Origin of the sequence: Aureimonas endophytica, from assembly GCF_014642635.1 — a bacterium.
Taxonomy (GTDB): Bacteria; Pseudomonadota; Alphaproteobacteria; order Rhizobiales; family Rhizobiaceae; genus Plantimonas; species Plantimonas endophytica.
The window spans coordinates 214,002-236,315 of the sequence record NZ_BMIQ01000005.1; the positions used below are offsets into that span (position 1 = coordinate 214,002).

Consider the following 22,314-nt stretch of genomic DNA (forward strand, 5'->3'; position numbering starts at 1 on the left):
GCGATGAGTTCCTCCCTTTCCCCCCTCCCCTCGCTCGCCGAGCTGGCCGCCGGCTTTCCGGCCGACTTCCTCGTCGCCGATCCCGATCTTGCCGCCGGCTATGGCCGCGACCGGACGGGCGACTATGCCGGCACGAGCTTCGCCGTCGCGCGGCCGCGCTCGGCGGAGGAGCTCGCGGCGCTCGTCCGCCGCTGCGCCGCGCTCGGCCTCGGCCTCGTGCCGCAGGGGGGTCTCACCGGCCTCGTCGGCGCGGCGGTGCCGGGCGAGGCGCCGCCGGAAGTCGTCGTCTCGCTCGACCGGATGAGCGCGGTGCGCAGCCTCGATCCCATCGGCTATACGATGGTGGTGGAGGCGGGCTGCGTCCTGGAAACGGCCAAGCAGGCGGCGGATGCCGCCGATCTCCTCCTGCCCATCACCTTCGGCGCGCAGGGCTCCTGCCGCATCGGCGGCAATGTCTCGACCAATGCCGGCGGCTTCAACGTGCTGCGCTACGGCATGACGCGCGACCTCGTGCTCGGGCTCGAAGTGGTGCTGCCGGACGGGCGGATCTGGAACGGGCTGCGCACGCTGCGGAAGGACAATCGCGGCTACGACCTGAAGCAGCTCTTCATCGGCGCGGAAGGCACGCTCGGCATCGTCACCGCCGCCGCGCTGAAGCTGTTTCCGAAGCCGACGCAGGTCGAGACGGCGCTGATCGGCCTTGCCAGCGTCGAGGAGGCGATGGCGCTCTATGCGAGGGCGCGGCGCAGCTGCAGCGATCTGCTGTCCGCCTTCGAACTGATCCTGCGCGACGGGCTGGATCTCGCCCTCGCCCACCGCCCGGAGCTCGGCGATCCGCTGGAGACCCGCTGTCCGGTCTATGTGCTGATGGAGCTTGCCGCCGGCGGCAGCGTCGATCTGCGCGCCGTTCTCGAACGGGCGCTGGAGGAGGCGGGCGAGCATCTTCTCGACGGCACGATCGCCACCAGCCGCGCCCAGGCGGACAGGCTCTGGTTCTATCGCGAGGCGATGGTCGAGGCGCAGAGCCGGGGCGGCCCCTATTACCGCACCGACGTCTCCGTGCCGATCGCCGCGATCCCGGCCTTTCTGGACAGCGTCCTCGCCGAACTCGCCGGCAGCCTGCCGGAGGGGCGGCCGATCACCTACGGCCATGTCGGCGACGGCAATATCCACCTCAACGTCGTGCCGCCCGCCGACTGGTCGAGAGAGGCGCGCAAGCGCCTGTTCGCCGAGGCCGAGGAGGTGATCTTCACGGCGGTCGACCGCTTCGCCGGCTCGATCAGCGCCGAGCACGGCATCGGCCGGTCGAAGAAGCGCGCGCTGATGGCGCGGATCGACCCCGTGACGCTCGACCTGATGCGCGGCCTGAAGGACATGCTCGACCCCGACCACCGCTTCAGCAGCGGCCGCATCTTCGACCGCCGCCCGGCCGAGCCGCCGGCCCCGTGACGATCCGCGAGCGCCGCCGCAAGTCGTCCTTCAGTATTATCTAACTATAGGACGGGCCGAGACACTATATCCTCGGCAAAGATTCGACGGTCTTGCGTCCAGCGATGGACGCAGCGCGCCATACAGTGCCTCGCATCGCTGCGGCCATGCCTGCAGTCCTCGGCACCCCCGTTTCCGCGTCGTCATCCCGGCCCCGAGCCGGGATCCATGCCTCGGCCGAACCGCCTGGGTTATATTAGAGACCGACCTTCGTCCGCCACGCTCCCGGCCTGACGCGACCGGCTTGGAATGGATCCCGGCGCAAGGCCGGGATGACGAACTGGCGAGGCGGTGCGAAGCGGCGAGGCAGGGCCGGACTTGCGAAGATTCAGGCGCCGTCAGAGCCGCCCGACGACCGCTTCGATCGTCTTCTGGAGGACGGGAACGGTGATGGGTTTCACCAGGAAGTTGTTGACGCCGAGGGCGGCGGCCTTCTGGACGAGCTCCTTGTTGCCGCGGCCCGAAAGGATGATGAAAGGCACCTTTTTGGTGGGCGCGTAGGAGCGGATGGCCTGGAGGAGCTGGAGGCCGTCGAGTTTCGGCATGTTGAAGTCGGAGATGACGATATGGCAGGGCGAGGCCATCATGGATTTGAGGGCCTGTTCACCGTCTTCGGCGGTGACGATGTTGCGGATGCCGAGCTGGTCGAGGGCGTCGCGGATCAGCATGCGGCTGGTGCGCTGGTCGTCGACGATCATGACCTTCAATTGTGCCCTGAGGCTCATGGTCGGATTTCCTCTGATCTTCTTGTTCCGCTCTGCCCGCACCCGCCGAAGCGATCGTCCGAGCCAGCGTTCACCTTGGGTTTCTCGAAAGTTTCGAGCCGCCGCCCCGGCGGCGGGGCGGAAGCGATGCGGCGCGACCGCCTCAAGCCGGTTCCACCGCCGGTTCCTCCTCGTCGGGAACGAATTCCGCGCCGGGTTCGGACTGGATCTGCATGAGCAGCGAGGCGAAGGCGGCGTCGAGCGAGGGCGCGCCCTCCCCCGTCTCCTCCGGCATCGCCTCGACGGCGAGCTCGCAATCCCATTCGGCGAATTCGAAGACGGCGCGGATATCGGCTTCGCTGGAGCGCGTCGTCAGCTCGATCGTCCAGGTGAAATAGGCGCCTTCCGGCTCGATCTCGGCGAGCGGCGGCAGGTCCCCCGTGTCGCAGCGGACGCTGCCCGTGCCGAGCGCCAGACAGTCGCGGATGAGCCGCGCCGCCTCGTTGGCCTTCTGGTAGAGTTCCGGCTGGGGCCGGAAGGTGATGCGATAGGTGGTTTCCGGCAGGGCGCCGAAGACGTCCGACAGGTCGATCTCGACCGGCACGAATTCCAGCCCCTCCATGCCGTCGTCGCCTTCCGGCGCGCTGCCGCCCGACCAGAAGCGGGCGATGGCCGCGCCCTTCTCGCCGGAATAGGCCTTCAGTTCCTCGACGAGGCCCATCATCCGGTCCCGGTCGCGCGCGGCGGCGACGAGATCGGCGAGCTGCCGGGCCGAGCGCTGCGCCAGATCGAGCACCGGCGCGCTCGGCTCCAGCCGCTCGTTGCGGATCTCGTCCAGCATCGCCTCGAACAGATGGGCGAAATGCACGAGATCGTCGAAATGGAAGGCGCCGCCGCCGCCCTTGATCGAATGGACGGCGCGAAAGGCGACATTGGCCGTGTCGAGGCTGCGGTCGCCCCCGCCGATCGCTAGCAGGCTCGCGTCCAGTTCGCGCAAGCCCTCGGCGCATTCCTCGAAGAAGGTCTGCCGGATTTCGGCCATCGCATCCATGCGAAAGTTCCTTGGCTGCTCGGTCGGCTTGCGGCTCAGGCGGCGACGCGGTTGATGGCGTCGACGAGCTTGACGGGGTCGAAGGGCTTGACGATCCAGCCGGTGGCGCCGGCGCGGCGGGCGCGAGCCTTCTTCTCGGCGTCGCTTTCGGTGGTCAGCACCAGGATGGGGATGGCGCGGCGCTCGGCATCGGCGCGCACATGCTCGATGAATTCCAGCCCGTCCATGCGCGGCATGTTGACGTCCGTCACGATCACGTCCGGCAGGTCCATGCCGTCCAGCACTTCCAGGCCATGCACGCCGTCCTCGGCCTGCACCACGTTGAACCCCGCCCCGTTCAGAGCCTGAAACAGCATCTGCCGCATCGTGCGGGAATCATCGACCGTCAGAATGGTCATCGTCATTGTACGGCGTCCTTGCCGGTGAGCGATTGAATGGTGAAGCCGAGAAGGGCGAGCCCTTCCTCGAAATTGCGCGACGGCGCCGCAATCGTGACCGCGCGGCCCTCGTCCTGCCAGGCGGCGACCGCGCCGCAGAGGATCTGGAGGCATTGGCCGCCGAGGCGCTGCACCTGCGAGGCGTCGAGCACGAGATCGGCGCCGCGCCGGGCGAGCACCGCCTCGTGCAAGGATGCCGCGGCCTTGATGTCGAGGATCGCCGGCAAGTCGAGCCGGGGCGAGGACGACAGAGGCGGTGGCTGATTCATCAAGGTTCTCCGAACAAACCGCGATGGCATGGCTGAGGTTTCGCCCGACGCCCGTCAACAACGGCCCCGGACAACCTTCGAGATGCATGATGCCGCCGAAGCTTTAAACGAGCGTGTCGAACTATGTTGAAGCGAAGATTTACCCGTCGGTAGCGCTTCATTTACTCTACTCGGTCCATGCTGCGGATCGCGGCAACCGGGAGGAACGGATGAGCGGGAGCCGCGACGGATCTGGACCATGGCTCCGCCCCGCGCCTGCCGAAGACAGGGCGAAAATCGCCAGAACGGGCCCTGGACGCGCCTCAGGAATCGGGCATGGAACTTGCTCCTCCTCTTTTCCAAAGCTTTTCAGAAGCCGCTTGTCGGCTTCTGGCCATGGGTCTGGAGGACTCTGGAGGATGGATGGTTTGGGTTTGGTTTTTGGATGACAGAAGTGTCACCCTATCCAACCCAAGCGCCTTGCCGGCGAAGGGGCGGAACAGGGCGGCGGGCGTTTCGGCGAGCCAGCGCGCGAGGCCCTTCGCCTCCTCGTAGAAGGGCAGCACGCGTTCGGTGAGGCGGATCGTCAGGCCGAGATGCAGGCCGCGCGCATTCTTGGCGATCGCCAGCTCCACATAGCCGAAGCGCACCAGATCGACGAGATAGCGGCGAATGGTGCGGGTGGAGCGCGCCATGATGTTGCCGGCGGTGCCCTTGGTGATGGTCGTCTCCCGCCCCTTGCCGCAGCGGGCGCGCAGCACCTGGAGGAAGGCCTTGGCATTCGGCGTCAGGCGGTCGTCGCGCGCCGCCGTCGTCGCCATGTCGCGGGCATATTGCCGGCTCTGGTTCGGTTCGGCACGCGTGTGGCGCGGCCGGGCGGGGGCAAGGCGCCGCGCCTCCCGCACCGCCGCCGCGCGGCCGATATTGGCCGAGCGCCGCTGCGCCTCGGCGAGCGAGATCAGCCCGTCGGCCTGCATCCGCCAGATCGCGACGCGGGCCGCGAAATCCGGATGCGGCGCGAGGTCGGGCGCCGGCAGAAGGCTGAGCAGATCCGCTCCCGCGCCCTCCCCGTCCCGCGAGGCAAGCGTCGGCCGTGGCACGCCGATGGGCGTGCGATATCGATCTGCCACCATGGTGCCGTCCTTGCGCGAGGCAAAGCGAGCCCGTGGCGGAAAGCCGCGTTGTCACTTGACGATGAGATCGGAGGAGCTTAAGTCTGACCGCGACCAAGCAGATCAGAACGAGGCTCCGGCGGCTCCCGCTTCGGGGCCTTTTTCTTTGCCTATGGCGTCTCCCTGTTGATGCGAAGCGGCGGCGGGCGGCGCGCGCCCAGGCGGCGCCCCTTCCAGCCGATGAGGTTCACGGCCGCTGGGTGAGAGCACGGGCGACGGGTCGAGGCGCGACGCGCCTCGCCTGCCCGCGCCGCCTCAGGGGCCGCGTCGAACCGAAGCGAGGATGAGCAGAGATCGGGACGCGCGCTGGCAGGCCCCGCATGCCGGACGGCATGCATGCGCGCGATCGGGCCCAAAGGCCCACCAGCCTGTTGACGACGGACGCGAGGGTCCGGCGCCCGGAGCGCCGGCTCCGAGATATGCATCGCCATGTCCTTGCCCTTCATCGAGGCAAAGAAATCCGCTCGCCGAATGGGCGTCCCAGGCTTGCAAAGCTGAAGCGGAAATGCGATTCTCGGGTTGCTAGACGACGAGAAGGCTTCCGGGACGTGAGTTTCGGGGGCCTTTTTCTTTTGCCTGTCGGCTCCTCTGCTGAAGTCCCCGGCTCTTCCTCAGAAAGCCCGGCGACGGTGACGTGATCGAGCCCGAAGGGCTCCGGCCGAGAGCCGGGCGGGATACGCCCGGCGCCCGGTCATTCCTGCTCCGGCCCCTCGCCCATCCGCGCCGTGTAATCCTCGTAGAGCGCGGGCAGCCGCGCGGCGAGGAATTCGGCGAAGGACGGACCGAGATCCCGGTCGATGACGAAGCGCGCGTCGCGATCGCCCGCAATCAGCGAAGCGATGCGACGGCCGGAATGGGCGATGACGGAGCGTTCCGTCGGCGGGGCGGCTTTGGTCGCGCTCGCGGCGGCGAGCAGCGCCGTGAAGCGCGCGTCGGACTCCGCCGGGACGCGGTCGAGATCCGCCATGCGGCGCTCGATCCGGGCCCGCGCCTGCGGGTCCTTCAGCGCCTCGGCCAAGGCCAGCCAGCGGCCGCGCCCGATCTTCGGCGCCCGCCCGACATGGCGCAGCACCCGCTCCGGCACGCCCCGCGCGATGGCAATCAGCTTCGAGGCCTCCGCCTTGTCGACGCTGAGCGCCTGCTGGATCACGTGCCGGCTGCGGCCGCTATCCTCCAGCCGCGCCGCGAAGACCGCGCGCTCGATGAAGGTAAGGTCCTGCCGGGCGGAATTTTCCAGCCCCTGCGCCACGGCCAGCGCCTCGTCGTCCAGCGCCCGCACCACGGCCCGCACCGGCCGCGCCAGCGCCCGCGCCGCGCGCACCCGGCGATGGCCGAAGGCGGTCTGGTAGCGCGCGGCATCCAGCGGATGGACGCGCAGCAGCACCGGGATCTCCTGGCCGTTCTCGGCGATCGAGGCCTTCAGCGCCTCGAAGGCCTCGGAATTCTCGTCGTCTGGAAACCGGTCGGCGAAGGGCGAGGGGTCGATGAGGAAGGGATCGACCTCGACGATCTGCGAGCCTTCGGCGAGGCTCTGGCGCAAGGCCTCGTTCTCGCGCTCGACCTGGCTGAAGCTCTCCTTCATCGAGCGCACCGAGCCGGCGGAGACGCGCGGCACCCGCGCCGCGTTGTCTGCGGACAACTCCCCCTCCGCCGGACGCGCCGCGAAGATCGAGGCGAGCGATTTCGACCGCTTGCTCATCGACCCCAGACCTTTCCGACGAGCCCTTCGATCTCGCCATTCACCGCGTTCATGCTTTCCAGCGCCCGGTCATAGGCGGCGCGGCCCACCGAGCCGCGGTCGAGCTCGTAGAGCGACTGCTTGGTGAGGCCGGCATTGGCGATGGCCGTCGATTTCCAGGCGGTCGCCGCCAGGACATCCTCGGCGAAGAGCCCGCGCAGCAACGCGACGATCTGCGCCTCCGGCACGTCGTTCGGGTCGTGCCGCGTCACGACATAACGCACGAAGTCGAGATCGAGTTGGCCGCCCGCCTCCTCGATCACCGACATCAGATCGGCGGTCATCAGCAGGAACTGGCTCATCGAGGCGATGTCGACCATCTGCGGATGGATGGTCACCAGCATGGCCGTCGCCGCGTTCAGCGCCCCGACTCGATCGCGCCGGCGACGCGGCGGAAGAACACGTCGCGGCCCCGCCCACCCTGCATCATGGCGTGCCGTCGAAATAGGTCGGCCGCACCACCTCGCGCATCGGCCGCCGCGCCTGGCGGAGAGCGAAGCCTGGGGATCGAGATCGATCGCCAAGACGCGATAGCCCTGCAAGCAGCACTTGCAGCTTTTCATGCGCGCGGCGGCGCGGCAGAAAGGTGAGGGCCTCCTTGGGCCGATGCGAAGCGAGGAATTGGCGCAGATCGTTCATCTGCGCGAGACTATAGGAGCGCCGACCGCCCGGGGATAAGTTGGGCACCGGGCCGAGCCCGTCGAGCGAGAGCTGGCGGAGGTAACCGTCTGACACGCCGACGAAACGCGCCACCTCGCCGGAGGAAAAACTGCGCAGCGTCTTCTGCGCGGTCGGCGGAAACATCGCGTCGCGCATCATGCGGAGCTGGGCCGACAGAATCTCCGCGTGGCGAGCGATGCGCCCGCTGGCGGAAATGCCGGTTTGGATCGAGGCGGTTTGCGGCGCGGGCATCGGACCTTCGGGATTCCAGACGGAATACGAGCGTCAGACGCTCCATTTCCGTCTTAATTAATGGTCACGATTCGCACCGAGTCGCAAGAGTGGCGCTTTACCGCCTGTTAATGCACGAGTTTCGGAAAAGATTGCACACAGGTTCTTTCGCGGGGGAGGGGGAACGAATCCGGGGGTCGTGCGTAAGGCGGCGGCGTTGTCTGCTGACAACGGCGTAGTGCTGTGATGAGGTGTCGGCCGAGTTCCGTGGTGGCGGTTCGAGGGACCAAGCCGCGCCGCCGCCTTCTTCTCCCCAGCGGGGAGAAGTGCCGGCAGGCGATGAGGGGTCGGCAAAGCCGCGCGGCTCTGGACGATCTCCACAGCCGCATGTCCCTCACCCGGCCCTACGGGCCACGCTCTCCTCGCTGGTGAGAGGAAAGGGCGCACTTCCTTCTACCGCTGTCTTGCTTCGCCCTCGCCTAAAAAGGCTGAGGCCGTGCAGCCTCTTCCTTCTCCCGAGTCGGGAGAAGGTCGCGGCAGCGGGATGAGGGAGCCATAGAGCGCCAGCGTCCGCACCCCAGGGCGAATGCCACCGCCTGTGCCCTACGGCTCCCTCACCCGCCTGCCGGCACCCTCTCCCGGCCCGGGAGAGGGACGCGGTGGTGCCGTTGACGCTCGCTCGCATCGGCCGCTTCTGCGGTGCTTGAGATGACGAAGCCGCCCCGCCGCCTTCTTCTCCCCTGCGGGGAGAAGTGCCGGCAGGCGATGAGGGGTCGGCGAAGCCGAACGGCCGTAGATCATCTCCACCGCCGCATGCCTCTCACCCGGCCGCTTCGCGGCCACCCTCTCCCCGCTGGGGAGAGGAAGGGCGCCTCTCCTCTCCCGTCGTACTGCTTCTCCCGCATCGAAGGAGGCGGAGGCCGCAAAGCCTCCTCCTTCTCCCGAGTCGGGAGAAGGTCGCGCCAGCGGGATGAGGGAATGACGGGCCCCAGCGTCCGCACCCAATGGCGAATGCCAACGTCTGCGCCCGACGGCTCCCTCACCCGCCTGCCGGCACCCTCTCCCGGCTCGGGAGAGGGACGCGGCGGCATCGTCGCGGGGCTCGGCGACAGGACGGCGTTTCCTTTCTCGGCCGCCGACGCCCGGCGCGCGCACAACAGCACCCGGCCGTAACTGATCAGCATTCGAAAAGAACCACTGAGCGGAAACTCGCTGTCATCTGCGTTGCAGAATGCAACATAGATCTCCGCTCGCGTATCCTGCGTGTCGTTTCGCAATATACGCCATGATCTGTACAGTCGATATAACAGTTACATCTGGCGTCATTAAAATGCGAAGCCACGATTTTTTAATTTCGGAAGGGGATGATCCTAGCGTTCGAAACAAGAGATGGAGATTTCGAAGAGTAGATCGAGAACGACATCGCGGGGCGCCTCCAAGAGCCGGGGGCGCCACGGTCCGGATCCCCCCGGACGCCACACCAGGGCTCAAACCCGTCCACGCGGCGGTCAGACAGAACAAAAGCGACAGGGAGCAGGTGCAAGGATGGTCGGTGCGGTGGCGGAAATGGATGGCGTCCTTCAGTCGAAGCTCTACGAGGCGATCGACGGCTTCGAGGCGACGGGCGCCGTCGGCGGGGTGAATCTGACGAATGCCCATGCCGGCGAATCCGCCGGCCTGTCGGCGGCGGCGCCGACCGGCGGCTTCGGGGCGGTCGAGCTCGGCGCGTCGGCCTTGCCGGGCCTGGGGATGGCGGGAAGCACCGCCTCCGAACCGGGCGAGATGTCCGGCGCCGGCGCGGCGGTGGGCGAGGCGCTGGATGGCGTGGCGGCGGGCGAGGGCGCGCTGGCTCTCGCGGCCGGCGCCCCGCGCGGCGCTCCGATCGAGGCGATCGCCGTCGAGGCGCCGAATGCCGGCACGGCCGCGACGCTTCATGTGCCGCAGGCGGTGGGCCAGAACGCGGCCGAAGCCGTCCGCGTCGCCAGCGCCGCGGCGCCGGACGGGGAGGGGACGGCCGCGGCCGGCACCCCGGTTCTCGCCGCCGGGCCGGACGCGGCAGGCCCTGGCCCCGCGCCGGCCCCCACCACGATCGAGACCGCGCCGCCCGCCGGCCTGCCCGCCGGTCTGCCCACCGGCCCGAGCACGAATTCCGGCCCCGACGCCGGCCCCGGCCTGCCGGTTCCCGCCAATGATCCCGGCCAGCCCGGCGGCCCGGCGCTGCCCGGCGGCCCCGCGCCCGTCGGCGAGCCGAGCGGTCCCGCCCCGCAGTCCGGCGAGCCCGCCGGCCAGCCGCAGCCGCAGCCGGGCCTTCCCGGCGGCGAGGGTCATCCGGGCACGCCCGCCGGCGGCGACACCGATCTCACGATCGATCTCGGCCTGCCGCATCCGGTCCTCGGCGTCGACGTCAATCTCGATCCGATCGAGGCGATCCTCGGCGATATCGACATCGACATCGATGCCGGGCTCGGCCTGCCGGGTCTCGGCCCGGTGCTCGGCGACACGCTGCACGACATCGTCACCGGCATCATCGATCCCGTCGGCAGCCCGCCCCATGGCGGCACCCCGCCGGCCGGTGGCGACACCGATCTCGTCCTCGACCTCGGCGCGATCCTGCCGGCGCTGGGTCCGCTCGTCGGCCATGTCGAGGTCAATCTCGATCCGATCGAGGCGATCGTCGGCGACATCGATATCGATATCGGCGCCGGGCTCGACCTCGCCCAGCCGGTCGCGGGCCTTATCGAGACGGTCGGAACCGTGGTCTCCGGCATCACCGATCCGCTCGGCGGCCTCATCGGCCCCGGCGCGGCGCCGGCCGGTGGCGACACCGACCTCGTCGTCGATCTCGGCGCCACGCTGCCGGTGCTGGGTCCGCTCGCCGGTCACGTCGAGGTCAATCTCGACCCGATCGAGGCGCTCCTCGGCGATATCGACATCGATCTCGGCGTCCATGCCGACCTGGCCCATGCCGCGACCGGCCTCCTCGACACCGTCCACGACACCGCCTCGACCGTCGCGACGCCGCTGACCGACCTCGCCGGCTCGCTCCTCGGCGCGGGCACACCCCCGTCGCAGAGCGGCGATACGGATCTCGTCGTCGATCTCGGGGCGGCCCTGCCGATCCTCGGCCCGCTCGTCGGCCATGTCGAAGTCAATCTCGATCCGGTCGAAGCCATCACCGGCGACATCGACATCAATCTCGGCGCGAGTGCCGATCTGGCTCAGGCGACTGCCGGCATCCTCGACGCCGCCTCGACCGTCACGGCGCCGCTCGCCGATCTCGGCGGCGCGCTGCTCGGCGCGGTCCACGACCTCGGCTTCACCGCCGCCGCGCCGCTGACGGATCTTGCCGGCTCGCTTCTCGGCTCCGGCGCCGCCCCGTCGCAGGGCGGCGACACCGATCTCGTCGTGGATCTCGGTGCCGCGCTGCCGATCCTCGGCCCGCTCGCCGGTCATGTCGAAGTCAATCTCGATCCGATCGAAGCCATCACCGGCGACATCGACATCGATCTCGGCGCGAATGCCGATCTGGCTCAGGCCACCACCGGCCTCCTCGGCACTGTTCATGAAACCGCCTCGACCGTCACGACGCCGCTCGCCGACCTTGGTGGCTCCTTGCTGAACATCAGCCACGATGCCGGCTCCACGGTCCCGCTCGCCGATCTCGGCGGCGCGCTCCTCGGTGCGGTCCACGACCTCGGCTCCACCGCCGCCGCGCCGTTGACCGATCTCGCCGGTTCGCTCCTCGGCTCCGGCCCGGCGCCGTCGCAGGGCGGCGATACGGACCTCGTGGTCGATCTCGGCTCGACGCTGCCGGGTCTCGGGCCGATCGCCGTCAATCTCGATCCCGTCGAAGCCATCACGGGCGACATCGATCTCGGCGTGAATGCCGATCTGGCTCAGGCCACAACCGGCCTCCTCGACACCCTCCACGACGTCGCCTCGACCGTCACGGCGCCGCTCGCCGATCTCGGCGGTTCGCTCCTCGGCGCGGTCCACGACCTCGGCTCCACGGCCGCCGCGCCGCTGGTGGACCTCGCCGGCTCGCTGCTCGGCTCCGCCCCGGCGCCGTCGCAGGGCGGCGATACGGACCTCGTGGTCGATCTCGGCTCGACGCTGCCGGGTCTCGGGCCGATCGCTGTCAATATCGATCCCGTCGAGGCCATCACCGGCGACATCGATCTTGGCGTGAATGCCGATCTAGCCCATGCCGCGACCGGCCTCCTCGACACCGTCCATGCCGTCGCTTCGACCGGCACGACGCCGCTCGCCGATCTCGGTGGCTCCCTGCTGAACATCGGCCACGACGCCGGCTCCACGGTCCCGCTCGCCGATCTCGGCGGCTCGCTCCTTGGCGCGGTCCACGACCTCGGGTCCACGGCCGCCGCGCCGCTGACGGACCTTGCCGGTTCGCTCCTCGGCTCGGGCACCACACCGTCGCAGGGCGGCGATACGGATCTCGTGGTCGATCTCGGCTCGACGCTGCCGGGTCTCGGGCCGATCGCCGTCAATCTCGATCCGATCGAGGCGCTGGTCGGCGACATCGATCTGAATATCGGCGCCCATGTCGATCTCGGCCCGATCGCCTCCGCCGCCACCGACGCGACGACGGCGCTCGCCTCCGCCGTCGCCAGCCCGGTGACGAGCCTCGCCGGCGCGCTCTTCGACACGACCTCCGCGCCGGCGGGGAGCGTCACCGATCTGTCGCATGTCACGAGCGGCCTCATCGACAGCCTCCATGCCGCGACCTCGACGGCGAGCGATCCGCTCGCCGGACTGGCGGACAGCCTGCTCGGCCTCGGCGGCTCCTCCTCCGCGGGCTCCAGCCCGGCCATCGCCCTGACCACCGCCCTGTCGACGAGCGTCCTGCCGACGACCGCCGTCACGGCCACGGTCGCCGATCCGGTGACGCTGTTCCACAGCCTCGACACGAGCCTCGCCACCGATCTCCATGCCGCCGCCTCGACGGCGACGAGCACCGCCTCCAGCGCGGCGACGAGCCTTCTCGCAGGCAGCGCCAGCGCGACGAGCGCGGTCCTCGGCGCCGTACTGATGAGCGACGCGACGAGCCATGCCGCGAGTTCCGTCGCGACGACCACCGCGACCCTGTCCAGCCTGGCGACATCCAGCGTCGCCGCCAGCACGGCCAGCCTTGCCGGCAGCACCGCCTCGGTCGCGCATCTGGCCTCGACCCTGTCGACGAAGTTCCTGGGAGGTCTCCATCACTAGTCTCGCGGATATGATGCCGGGGCCGCCCGCGCGGCCCTGGCGCAGCGAACTCGCCAGGCGGCCGGTCGGCACCCTTCTCGCCACGACGCTCGCCCTCAATCTCCTCGGCCTCGCCTTGCCGCTCGCCGCCTCCCAGGTCTTCGGCCGGATCGTGCCGAACCCGCAAAGCGCCACGCTGCCCTTCCTGGTGGCGGGCGTCGTCGGCCTCGGGGCGGTCGAGGCCTTTCTGCGCTATGTGCGCAATGTCGTCCTCATCCGCTCGGGCGCCAATTTCGCCGGGCCGCTGACGCATCGGCTCCTGTCGCATGTCGTCGCCAGCGAGCCGGAAGAGGGGGGTCTGTCGGGGGCCCGCAGCGTCGAGCATCTGGCCGCCATCCAGCACATGAAGGAGAAATATAACGGCCAGATCCTGGTCGGGCTGGTCGAGCTCCTGTTCCTGCCGGTCATCGTCGGCACGCTCTTCCTCATCTCCTGGACCGCCGGCGCCTTCGTCACGCTCTGCCTCGGCGTCTTCGCGGCGCTGACGCTGAAGGACGCGCTCGCCATGCGCCGCCTCGTCGACCGCATCTCGGCCGACAGCGAAGGGCGCTACGACTTTCTCTTCGCCATGCTGAGCGGCATCTCGGCGATCAAGGCGATGGGCGTCGAGGACGAGATCCTCCGGCGCTACGAGGCGCATCAGGGCCGCATCGCCGAAGGCAGCCACGAGCTCGCGCGGATCACCGGCCGCCTTCTCAACAGCGCGCCGGTGGCGAGCCAGATCCTCATCGCGGCGATGCTGGCGCTCGGCGCCGCCGCCGTCGCCGGCGGCGAGGCGACCATGGCCGGCGTCTCGGCGCTCGTCCTCCTCAGCGGCCGCGTCATGGCGCCGCTCCAGCGCGCCGTCTTCATCCTCGTCCAGATGCGCGAGATCCGCACCGCCGAGGCGCGGGTGGACAAGGTGCTGGCGCAGCCGGCGATCGCGACGCCGATCGCCGATCTCGCCGTCGAGAATACCGGCGCCGTCGCCGTCAGCCGCCTGTCCTGCTTCGAGGCCGACGGCACGCGCCTCTTCGAGAATGTCGACTTCTCGCTGGCCCCCGGCGAGATCGCCGCCGTGTCCGGCCCGTCCGAACGGGCCAATTCGATGTTCCTCCAGCTCCTCGCCGGCATCCACCGGCCGACCGGCGGCGAGGTCTGGCTGAACGGCACCCCGCCGACCTCCTATCCGACCGACCTTCTCAACCGCTGCGTCGCCTATGTGCCGGCGGAGGGCGTCCTCTTCCGCGGCACGATCCGCGACAACATCACCCGCTTCGGCGAGGTCTCGGTCGGCGAGGCGATGGAGGTCGCCGGGGTGCTGGAGATCGACCAGCTTCTCGACGAGCTGCCGAACGGTCTCGACACGGTGCTGACCGGGGCGGCGGGCGAGGCGATCCCGCCCGGCCTCTGCCAGCAGATCGCCATCCTGCGCGCCCTCGTCCTGCGCCCCCGGCTGATCCTCCTCGACAATGCCGATCGCGGCCTCGACCGCAGCGGCTATGCCAAGCTGCACCGCTTCATCGGCAAGGTGCATCGCCAGGCCTCCTTCGTCATCGTCTCGGACGACGCCAACCTCACCGGCAATGCCGAGCGCAAGCTGGTGCTCGGCGCCAACCGCCTGCGCGTCGTCGGCAGCCATCGCGCCGAGCCGCGCCAAGCCTATCGCGAGCTGACCCTATGACCGCTCTCGCCGAGATCTCCGGCCTGCCGGACCTGGCGCCCGTCGCGCCCGTGCCGCCGCCCTTCGCCGCGCGCGAGGCCGCCGTCGCCGGGGCCGAATGGCGCCTGCGCCTTTCGCGGGCCGTCGAGGACATGGCGGCGGCGCTCACCGGCCGGGGCGGCGCCGATGCCGCGCCGGGGCTGGAGCGCCTGTTCTCGGCCGCCTGCATCCTGTCCGGCACCGATCTGCCGCTCCGCCGCATCCTCGGCGCCGTGCCGGTGGCGGGGGAGGGGCTCGGCCCCGAGGGCATGATCGCTGCGCTTGCCCGCCTCGGCATCCGGGCCGAAAAGGTTCCGGCGGGCGCGCCCTTCGCGGCCGGGGAGCCGCCGCGCCTCGTCCTGCCGGCCAAAGGCGAGCCGCGTCTCCAGTTCCGCCATCCGGTCGGGCAGGGGATCGTGACGCTGCGGCCGGACGGCGCCCTCGCCGATTTGGCGGCGGAAGGGGAGGGCGGGCGGGCCCGCGCCTTCCGCCTCGTGCCGGAGGCCGAGGCCCATCCGCTGTCGAAGGCGCAGCGCGCCCATACCGGCCAGAGCTGGTTCCGGGCGCTGCTCGGCCTCTTCGCGCCGGCCGGCTTCGCGCTGCTCGTCACCGTCCTCCTCGCGGCGGCGGCGGCGGTGGCGCTGCCGCTCTTCACCATCGAGATCTATGCCAATGTCATCAGCCTCGGCTCGCTCGCGCCGCTGCCCTCGCTGATCGCCGGCATGGCTCTGCTCATCGCCTTCGAGACGGCGCTTCTGTCGCAGCGGGCGAAGATCCTCGCCTGGATGGCGAACCGGGTGGAATTCCTCGTCAGCGCCGCCTCCTTCGAGCGCATCCTGCGCATCCGGCCGGCTCTCTCCGAACGCGTCGCCGTCACCGATCAGGCGGCGCGGCTGCGCAGCTTCGAGAATATCCGCGAATTCATCACCGGCCCCGCCTTCGCGACCCTGCTCGAAGCCCCGGTCGGGCTCTTCGCGCTGGTCGCGATCGGCTGTCTCGGCGGCTGGCTGGTCGTGGTGCCGCTCGTCGGCGTGTTCCTGCATCTTTGCCTCTTCGCGGCGCTGCGCCGCCGGGCGCGGGTGCTGACCAGCATCGCCGCCGACGAATCCACCGAGATGCAGCGCGTGACCATCGAGACCTTCGAGAAGCGCGACGCCATCCGGCAGGCCGGCCTCCAGGCCGCCTGGAGCAGCCGCATGACGCGCGGCATCCGCCGCCAGCAGACGTCGCAGATGGCGCTGCGCCTCGTCGGCGCGCTCGGCGAGTCGCTGTCCGCCTTCATCCTCACCACCGCCTCGATCCTGCTCCTGGCCGGCGGCGCCCATGCGATCTGGGCCGGCACGCTCGGCTCGGGCGGGCTTCTCGCCACCATCATCCTCGGCACGCGCGTCCTGATCCCAACGCATATGCTCTGCCTGTCGGTCCAGCGCTTCGAGCAGCTCGGCGGCAGCCTGGCGCAGCTGAACGCCCTGATGGAGATCGCGCCGGAGCGGGAGGAGGAGGGCGAAACCGCGCCGCTGCGGCCCCTTCAGGGGGCGGTGAGCTTCCTCAATGTCGGGCTTCGTGCCACCGACACGCGGCCGGTCTTCGTCGGACTCAATCTCGACATCCAGCCCGGCGAGGTCGTCGCCGTCACCGGCAGCAACGGCACCGGCAAGACGACGCTGCTGAAACTCGTCCAGGGCCTCGGCGACCTGTCGCTCGGCGCGATCCGCATCGACGGCGTCGATCTGCGGCAATTGCCGCTGGAGGAGCTGCGCCGGCGCATCGGCTACGTGCCGCAGCATCCGCGTCTCTTTCCCGGCAGCCTGCGCGAGAACCTCCTCTTCGCCGATCCCTTCGCCGACGAGGCGCGCCAGCGCGCGGTTCTCGCCGAGACCGGCCTCTCCGCCCTCGTCGCTCGCCTGCCGCAGGGTCTCGACCATCCCTGCGGGCCGGACGAGGACCTGGGAATTTCTTCCGAGTTCCGCTTCAAGTTCGCGCTTTCTCAAGCAATTCTGGCCGATAGTCGCATCATTCTGGTGGACGAGATTCCCAACAGCCTGATGGACGGGGATGTCGGCCGGTTCTTCCGCCAGCTCGTCGGCGACAATCGCCGGCGCCGCACCGTGCTCTTCGTGTCGCACCGCTCGGACGATCTTCGACTGGCCGACAAGGTTATCCACTTGCGCTACGGCAATGTCCCCCACGTCTCGACCCCCGACACCCTCTCCGCGAGCCTCGCATGACCCTCGCTGAAGTCCTTCCGAAGCCCCGCGCCCGCCGCCGGGCGGCGCGCGCCGCCGCCCTGTCGCAGCCCGTCCTGGTGGCGGAGACCGCGCCGCAGCGCTTCCTGCGCTCCGTCGCGCTTCTCGCCGTTCTCGGCCTCTTCGGCGGCATCGGCTGGTCGGCGCTCGCCCGCGTCCACGAAGTGTCGCAGGCGAGCGGCACCATCGTGCCGGCCGGCTTCGAGCAGGTCGTGCAGCATTTCGAGGGCGGCATCGTGGAGAAGATCCTGGTGCGGCCGGGCGACCTCGTGGCGGCCGGCGCGCCGCTCTTCGTCCTGGACGACGCGACGACGAGCGAGGACGTCACCGTCGCCCGGGACCAGCGCCAGGGCCTTCTCGCCCGGATCGAGGCGCTGAAGGCCGAGACCGAGGCGCGCGACCCCGACTTCGCCGCCTTCGGCGCCGGGCCGGAGGTCGCCGCCGCGCGGCTCGCCTTCGACGAGCGGCGCGCGGCGCAGCGCAGCCAGAAGGCGCTGCTCCAGAGCCAGATCGACCAGGCCCGGCTTCAGGTCACCGCCTTCGACGCGCAGCTGAAGGGCCTCGAGGACGACCGCCGCTTCGCCGAGGAGAACCTCGCGCGGATCGGCCAGCTGATCGAGAAGGGCTATGCCACCGCCTCGCAGCAGGCGGAGCGGCGCAAGGCGCTTCAGGATGTCGAGAACGACATCCGCGTCACCGTCGAGAAGCGCGGCGCCGCGGCCGAGAAGGTCGGCGAGACCGAAGAGAAGCTGCAAAGCGTGCTGGCGGGCGCGAAATCCGAGGTCGCCGCGCAGTTGCAGGACCTTCTCGCCTCCCGCACCCTCGTCGACGGCGATGTCGGCAAGAAGGAGCGCCGGCAGGATCGCCTGACCGTCACCTCGCCGGTGCGCGGCATCGTCAAGGCGCTGGAGATCACGACGCTCGGCGGCATCGCCCGGCCCGGCCAGCCGCTCGCCACCATCGTGCCCCTCGGCGAGACGCTGCATGCCGAGACGCGCGTGCCCGTCGCGCAGATCGGCTATCTGAAGCTCGGCATGCCGGCGCATGTGAAGGTGACGGCCTTCGACTTCACCCGCTTCGGCTGGCTGGAGGGCCGCGTCGGCGAGATCTCGCCCTCGTCCTTCGCCGAGCCGGGCGAGGCGCCCTTCTATCGCGTCCGCATCGATCTCGCCGATGCGCGCCTGCCCTTCGCGCCGGAGGCGCGGGTCATTCCCGGCATGGCGGTCGCGGCCGACATCGTCACCGGCGATAAGACGGTTCTCGCCTATTTCCTCAGCCCCGTCCTGAAGGCGCTGGGCACCTCCTTCGGAGAGCGCTGAGATGTTCGCCACCAGCCCCGCCGCCCGCGCGCCGGCCGCGGCGCCCGACCGCCCGCGCGTCCTCCTCGTCGAGGACGACCGCAGCACGCTCGCCCTCATCGAAAGCCGGCTCGAAACGCTCGGCTACGCGGTGACCACCGCCAGCCACGGCGCCGAGGCCTTCGCCATGCTGCGCGAGAATCCGGGTCTCGCCGACATCGTGATGACCGACCGCACCATGCCCTTTCTCGACGGGCTCGGCCTGACGCGGCGCCTGAAGCGCGAACGCGACACGCGCCATCTCCCGGTCATCATCCTCACCGGCGCGTCCGAGACCGAGGATGTCAGCGCCGGGATCGAGGCGGGCGCCTTCTACTATCTGACCAAGCCCCCGGCCGAGCGCCTGCTCGCCTCCGTCCTTGGCGCGGCCATGCAGGAAGTCGCCCGCCAGGGCGCGCTCGCCGCCGCGTTGAAGAGCCATCACGCCGCCTTTCCGCTGCTTCAGGTGATGCGCTTCACGCTGCGCCAGCCGGCCGAGGTGGAGCCGGTGGCGAGCATGCTCGCCTCCATGCACGACGAGCCGAGCCGGACGATCCACGGCATTTTTGAGCTGGTGCAGAACGCGGTGGAGCACGGCGTGCTGCGCTTCGGCTTCGAGGCGAAGGCGCGGCTCCTGCGCGAGGGCCGCTGGGCCGAGGCGCTCGCCCGGCGCGCCGCCGATCCGGCCTATGCGGGCGGCTCGGTCGAGGCGACGGCCATGCGGCGCGAGGACGGCATCTATGTCAGCGTCAAGGACGACGGGCCGGGCTTCAACTGGAAGGCCTTCCTCGCCTCCGACCCGACGCGGTCGGGCGCGGCCTGCGGACGCGGCATCTCGCGCGCCGCGAATTTCTCCTTCGACAAGCTCTCCTTCGATCAGACCGGCAACCAGGCGGTGGGCTTCGTCGCCCGCCAGTCGCGGGTCGCGTGGTGAAGACGGAACCGGACGCCATGAAGATCTCGACCGACGGCTGGAAGACGGGCGCCCCGTCCTCGCTTCTCGCCCTGACCCTCATCCTGATGATCGCGATGATCGGCTGGTACGGCTTCAACACCGTGCAGCGCCATCGCGAGCAGTTCAACCAGGAGACCCAGCTCTACGGCCGCGCCGTCGGCTTCCAGACCGACCGCATCATGCTGCGCATGAAGGACGCGACGGCCTTCATCGCCAGCGGCGTCGCCGAGCGCATCACCGAGAAGATCAACTCGCCCTTCTTCCGCTCGCCCTATATCCGCGCCTTCGGCTATGTCGCGTCGAGCCAGCCGCTGGAGGAGGCGCGCGTCCTCGGCTCCGGCCGCATCCTCGACGCCAGCCACGGCACGGAATTCGCCCGGCTCCTGTCGCGGCTGCGCGCCGACGAGAGCTGGATCCTCACCTTCGGCGCCGGCGACTTCCCGAACCTCTTTCCCGCCGTCGCCGACAACGAGGTGGTGATGGCCGAGGCGCTGCGCACCTCGCCGGCCGGCGACGACTTCATCGTCGTCTATGCCGTGGTGGATCTCCGGTCCATCGTCGCCGACGCGGCGGAGGCCATGCAGCACGGACGGCTCGACCGCATCGCCTTCACCGGCGATACCGGCCCGATGGAATGGCGCTTCGCGGCCCCCTCGGCCATGCTCGGCTACGTGTTCCCCACCGCCAGGCGGCCGCTGACGATCGATCTGGCGCGCAACTTCAAGCTGAGCGCCGATCTGGAGGAGAGCCTGTCGGGTCTCAGCGACCTCTTCGTAATGATGGCCGGGCTCGGCCTCGTCACCCTCCTGTCGGCGGCCGTGGTCTTCCACCATCACCGCGTCGGCACCGAGGCCCGCGCCCGCCTGAGCCGCGCCCTCACCGAGGCGCGCCAGGCCAACGAGGCGAAATCCGTCTTCCTCGCCAATATGAGCCACGAGATCCGCACGCCGATGAACGGCGTGCTCGGCATGGCCGAGCTCCTGCGCCGCACCGAGCTGACGGAGACGCAGCGCCGCTATGCCGACCAGATCCGCGCCTCGGGCTGCGTGCTGCTGGCGATCCTCAACGACATCCTGGACCTGTCGAAGATCGAGAGCGGCCAGCTCGCCATCGATCCGGTGCGCACCCGCCTGCCGGGGCTGCTCACCGAGATCGTCTCCTTCTACGCCGTCTCCGCCCATAGCAAGAACATCGACATCCTGCTCGACATCGATCCGCGCCTGCCGGCGCAGGTCGAGGCGGACCCGACGCGCCTGCGCCAGATCCTCAGCAATCTCATCTCCAACGCCCTGAAATTCACCCGCGAGGGCGAGATCGTCGTCTCCGCCCGCCGGCGCGACGACGGCACGGATGCCGGCCGCTGCACCGTCGAATTCGCGGTGCGCGACACCGGCATCGGCATCTCGGCCGAGAATCTCGACAAGCTCTTCTGCCGCTTCAGCCAGGCGGAGGCGAGCACGACGCGGCTCTATGGCGGCTCCGGCCTCGGCCTCTCCATCTGCAAGGAGATCTGCGAGCTGATGGGCGGCACGATCGGCGTCGCCAGCCAGCCCGGACGCGGCTCGACCTTTAGCTTCCAGCTTGCGCTCGACGTGCTGGAGCCGGCGCCCGCCCATCCGGGCGGCACCCTGCGCGTCGCGCTCGTTTCCTCCTCGCCCTCGCTGCGCCAGATCCTGGAGGACGGCCTGCCGGCCTGCGGCATCGACTGCGAGAGCTTCGAGCCGACCGCCGACATCGCCGAGCGTCTCATCCATTCGGCCCAGATGTTCGGCGCCTTCGGCCTCGTCGTCGTGGACGAGGGCCGGCATATCGGCCAGGCGATGAAGGTGAAGCAGCTGGTGCGCGAGCATCCCGAGCTCGGCAACCTGCCGACCACCGTTCTCGGCAAGCAGCAGGTCGATCCGCGCTACAGCGAGTTCGACCAGGTGGTGATCAAGCCCTTCGGCTGCCGGGCGCTGGCCGACACGATGCTGCGCCTCGTCGGCAGCGACGAAGGGGAGGGGGCGGGCGACGCCGTGGCCGCGCAGGAGGGGCCGCATGTCCTGCCCTCGCATCACGGCAAGCGCGCGCTCCTCGTCGACGACAACAACGTCAACCTCCTCTTCGGCAGCGAGGTGCTGACCGGGCTCGGCTTCGAGGTCGTCATGGCGGGCGACGGGCCGAAGGCGATCGAGCAGGCGCGGGCGCAGCGCTTCGACGTGGTGCTGATGGACTGCCAGATGCCGGTGATGGACGGCTACGAGGCGACGCGGCTCCTGCGCGAGATGATGGCGGGCGGCGAGATGGCGGCGACGCCGATCGTCGCCGTCACCGCCAACGCGCTGAAGGGCGATCGCGAGCGCTGCCTCGCCGCCGGCATGGACGCCTTCATCACCAAGCCGGTGAGCATCCCGGATCTGGAGGCGACGCTGGAACTGGTGATGCAGGCCCCGGCGATGCGCGCCGCGGCCAAGCCCGCGCCCGCCGCGCCGAACCGCGCCCCGCCGGCCGCCGCCGCGCCCGTCGTCGCCGCCGCGCCGCCGGTTCCGGCGCGGCCCGAGCTTCGCGGGGTCGCGAGCGCGCCGGCCGCCCTCCGGCCGAAGGTGCCGCTGGTCGACGCCGTTCTGTTCCAGCAGACGCGCGCCGCCATGACGAAGTTCGAGGCGCTGGTCTCCTTCTACAAGACCGATACGGAACTCTATCTGCGCACGATCCGCGAGGCGCTGGCGACGGGCCGGATCGAGGAGACGGTGCTGCCCGCGCACACGATCAAGAGCTCCAGCCGGATCCTCGGCGCCCTCGGCCTGGCGCTCCTGGCGGAGGAGTTCGAGAAGCGGGTGCTCGCCGAAGGCAAGGCGTCGATGGACGAGCTGAACGCGCTCGCCATGCATATGGAGCGCCTGTTCAAGCTGACGCTCGCCGCGATCGACCAATTGTCGCAAAGCCAGCCCACCGCCCTTTCGGCCTGACCGGGCGGGCCCTTCCCGGCTGCGGGCAGAACCGCAGCCAGGCAAGAAAAGATCGTGTCGCCAAGGGCTTGGCCAAAAGCTCGCGGCAACCGGCGCTCTCTAGGCTCGGGGTCGGCGACAGGCTCCCGCGCGCGCGAAAGCGTGGCGCGGGGC

Annotated in this window: 15 protein-coding genes; 7 read left to right on the forward strand and 8 right to left on the reverse strand. The window is 69.9% G+C overall.

From position 1 onward, the window contains the following. Positions 1–3 precede the first annotated feature (3 nt). Positions 4–1,449 carry an FAD-binding oxidoreductase gene (locus tag IEY14_RS16690; RefSeq protein ID WP_188910487.1) on the forward strand — a complete coding sequence of 482 codons (1,446 nt, stop codon included), beginning with the start codon at positions 4–6 and terminating at the stop codon, positions 1,447–1,449. A gap of 377 nt (positions 1,450–1,826) precedes the next feature. Here IEY14_RS16690 and IEY14_RS16695 read toward each other — a convergent pair whose 3' ends face one another. The 8 genes from IEY14_RS16695 to IEY14_RS16730 form a co-directional block, all read right to left on the reverse strand. Beyond that, positions 1,827–2,213, reverse strand: a complete 387-nt coding sequence (locus IEY14_RS16695; RefSeq protein WP_188910489.1) for a response regulator — start codon at positions 2,211–2,213, stop codon at positions 1,827–1,829. 142 nt (positions 2,214–2,355) lie between these two features. After that, positions 2,356–3,243 (reverse strand): Hpt domain-containing protein, encoded by an 888-nt coding sequence (locus IEY14_RS16700; protein ID WP_188910491.1) that lies wholly within the window; start codon positions 3,241–3,243, stop codon positions 2,356–2,358. 35 nt (positions 3,244–3,278) lie between these two features. Continuing rightward, positions 3,279–3,647, reverse strand: a complete 369-nt coding sequence (locus IEY14_RS16705) for a response regulator (protein ID WP_188910493.1) — start codon at positions 3,645–3,647, stop codon at positions 3,279–3,281. Beyond that, entirely contained in the window at positions 3,644–3,949 is a 306-nt protein-coding gene (locus tag IEY14_RS16710; protein WP_188910495.1) for an STAS domain-containing protein, read from the reverse strand. Before IEY14_RS16710 ends, IEY14_RS16705 begins: the two co-directional genes overlap by 4 nt. A 302-nt stretch (positions 3,950–4,251) precedes the next feature. Continuing rightward, positions 4,252–5,061 carry a helix-turn-helix domain-containing protein gene (locus IEY14_RS16715; RefSeq protein WP_244639528.1) on the reverse strand — a complete coding sequence of 270 codons (810 nt, stop codon included), beginning with the start codon at positions 5,059–5,061 and terminating at the stop codon, positions 4,252–4,254. 730 nt (positions 5,062–5,791) lie between these two features. Continuing rightward, on the reverse strand, positions 5,792–6,799 hold the full coding sequence (gene repB / locus IEY14_RS16720; protein ID WP_188910497.1) for a plasmid partitioning protein RepB: 1,008 nt from the start codon (positions 6,797–6,799) through the stop codon (positions 5,792–5,794). Then, positions 6,796–7,380, reverse strand: a complete 585-nt coding sequence (locus IEY14_RS16725; RefSeq protein ID WP_244639529.1) for a nucleotide-binding protein — start codon at positions 7,378–7,380, stop codon at positions 6,796–6,798. The genes repB and IEY14_RS16725 overlap by 4 nt, the downstream gene beginning before the upstream one ends. Then, complete coding sequence (locus IEY14_RS16730; protein ID WP_188910501.1) at positions 7,265–7,750, reverse strand: hypothetical protein; 486 nt, start codon at positions 7,748–7,750, stop codon at positions 7,265–7,267. The genes IEY14_RS16725 and IEY14_RS16730 overlap by 116 nt, the downstream gene beginning before the upstream one ends. 1,524 nt (positions 7,751–9,274) lie before the next feature. Here IEY14_RS16730 and IEY14_RS16735 point away from each other — a divergent pair. From IEY14_RS16735 to IEY14_RS16760, 6 genes are read left to right on the forward strand one after another with little or no spacing between them, the layout of a single operon-like run. Next, positions 9,275–12,955, forward strand: a complete 3,681-nt coding sequence (locus IEY14_RS16735) for a hypothetical protein (protein ID WP_188910503.1) — start codon at positions 9,275–9,277, stop codon at positions 12,953–12,955. A gap of 13 nt (positions 12,956–12,968) precedes the next feature. Continuing rightward, entirely contained in the window at positions 12,969–14,657 is a 1,689-nt protein-coding gene (locus IEY14_RS16740) for an ATP-binding cassette domain-containing protein (RefSeq protein WP_188910505.1), read from the forward strand. Next, the gene (locus IEY14_RS16745; protein ID WP_188910507.1) at positions 14,654–16,903 is read left to right on the forward strand and encodes a peptidase domain-containing ABC transporter; all 2,250 of its coding nucleotides are present in this window, start codon (positions 14,654–14,656) and stop codon (positions 16,901–16,903) included. Before IEY14_RS16740 ends, IEY14_RS16745 begins: the two co-directional genes overlap by 4 nt. After that, entirely contained in the window at positions 16,900–18,240 is a 1,341-nt protein-coding gene (locus tag IEY14_RS16750; protein WP_188910509.1) for an HlyD family type I secretion periplasmic adaptor subunit, read from the forward strand. The genes IEY14_RS16745 and IEY14_RS16750 overlap by 4 nt, the downstream gene beginning before the upstream one ends. Before the next feature lies 1 nt (position 18,241). Then, on the forward strand, positions 18,242–19,192 hold the full coding sequence (locus tag IEY14_RS16755; RefSeq protein ID WP_188910511.1) for a response regulator: 951 nt from the start codon (positions 18,242–18,244) through the stop codon (positions 19,190–19,192). Positions 19,193–19,209: 17 nt separating this feature from the next. Further along, positions 19,210–22,161, forward strand: a complete 2,952-nt coding sequence (locus IEY14_RS16760; protein WP_188910513.1) for a hybrid sensor histidine kinase/response regulator — start codon at positions 19,210–19,212, stop codon at positions 22,159–22,161. Positions 22,162–22,314: the final 153 nt, after the last annotated feature.

Excerpts from the sequence above, each read along its gene's own strand:
- IEY14_RS16690 (WP_188910487.1), top strand. The coding sequence starts at position 4 with ATGAGTTCCTCCCTTTCCCCCCTCCCCTCGCTCGCCGAGCTGGCCGCC.
- IEY14_RS16740 (WP_188910505.1), top strand. The coding sequence starts at position 12,969 with ATGCCGGGGCCGCCCGCGCGGCCCTGGCGCAGCGAACTCGCCAGGCGG.
- repB (WP_188910497.1), bottom strand. The coding sequence starts at position 6,799 with ATGAGCAAGCGGTCGAAATCGCTCGCCTCGATCTTCGCGGCGCGTCCG.
- IEY14_RS16745 (WP_188910507.1), top strand. The coding sequence starts at position 14,654 with ATGACCGCTCTCGCCGAGATCTCCGGCCTGCCGGACCTGGCGCCCGTC.
- IEY14_RS16695 (WP_188910489.1), bottom strand. The coding sequence starts at position 2,213 with ATGAGCCTCAGGGCACAATTGAAGGTCATGATCGTCGACGACCAGCGC.
- IEY14_RS16705 (WP_188910493.1), bottom strand. The coding sequence starts at position 3,647 with ATGACGATGACCATTCTGACGGTCGATGATTCCCGCACGATGCGGCAG.
- IEY14_RS16755 (WP_188910511.1), top strand. The coding sequence starts at position 18,242 with ATGTTCGCCACCAGCCCCGCCGCCCGCGCGCCGGCCGCGGCGCCCGAC.
- IEY14_RS16700 (WP_188910491.1), bottom strand. The coding sequence starts at position 3,243 with ATGGATGCGATGGCCGAAATCCGGCAGACCTTCTTCGAGGAATGCGCC.
- IEY14_RS16735 (WP_188910503.1), top strand. The coding sequence starts at position 9,275 with ATGGTCGGTGCGGTGGCGGAAATGGATGGCGTCCTTCAGTCGAAGCTC.
- IEY14_RS16760 (WP_188910513.1), top strand. The coding sequence starts at position 19,210 with ATGAAGATCTCGACCGACGGCTGGAAGACGGGCGCCCCGTCCTCGCTT.
- IEY14_RS16730 (WP_188910501.1), bottom strand. The coding sequence starts at position 7,750 with ATGCCCGCGCCGCAAACCGCCTCGATCCAAACCGGCATTTCCGCCAGC.
- IEY14_RS16715 (WP_244639528.1), bottom strand. The coding sequence starts at position 5,061 with ATGGTGGCAGATCGATATCGCACGCCCATCGGCGTGCCACGGCCGACG.
- IEY14_RS16710 (WP_188910495.1), bottom strand. The coding sequence starts at position 3,949 with ATGAATCAGCCACCGCCTCTGTCGTCCTCGCCCCGGCTCGACTTGCCG.
- IEY14_RS16750 (WP_188910509.1), top strand. The coding sequence starts at position 16,900 with ATGACCCTCGCTGAAGTCCTTCCGAAGCCCCGCGCCCGCCGCCGGGCG.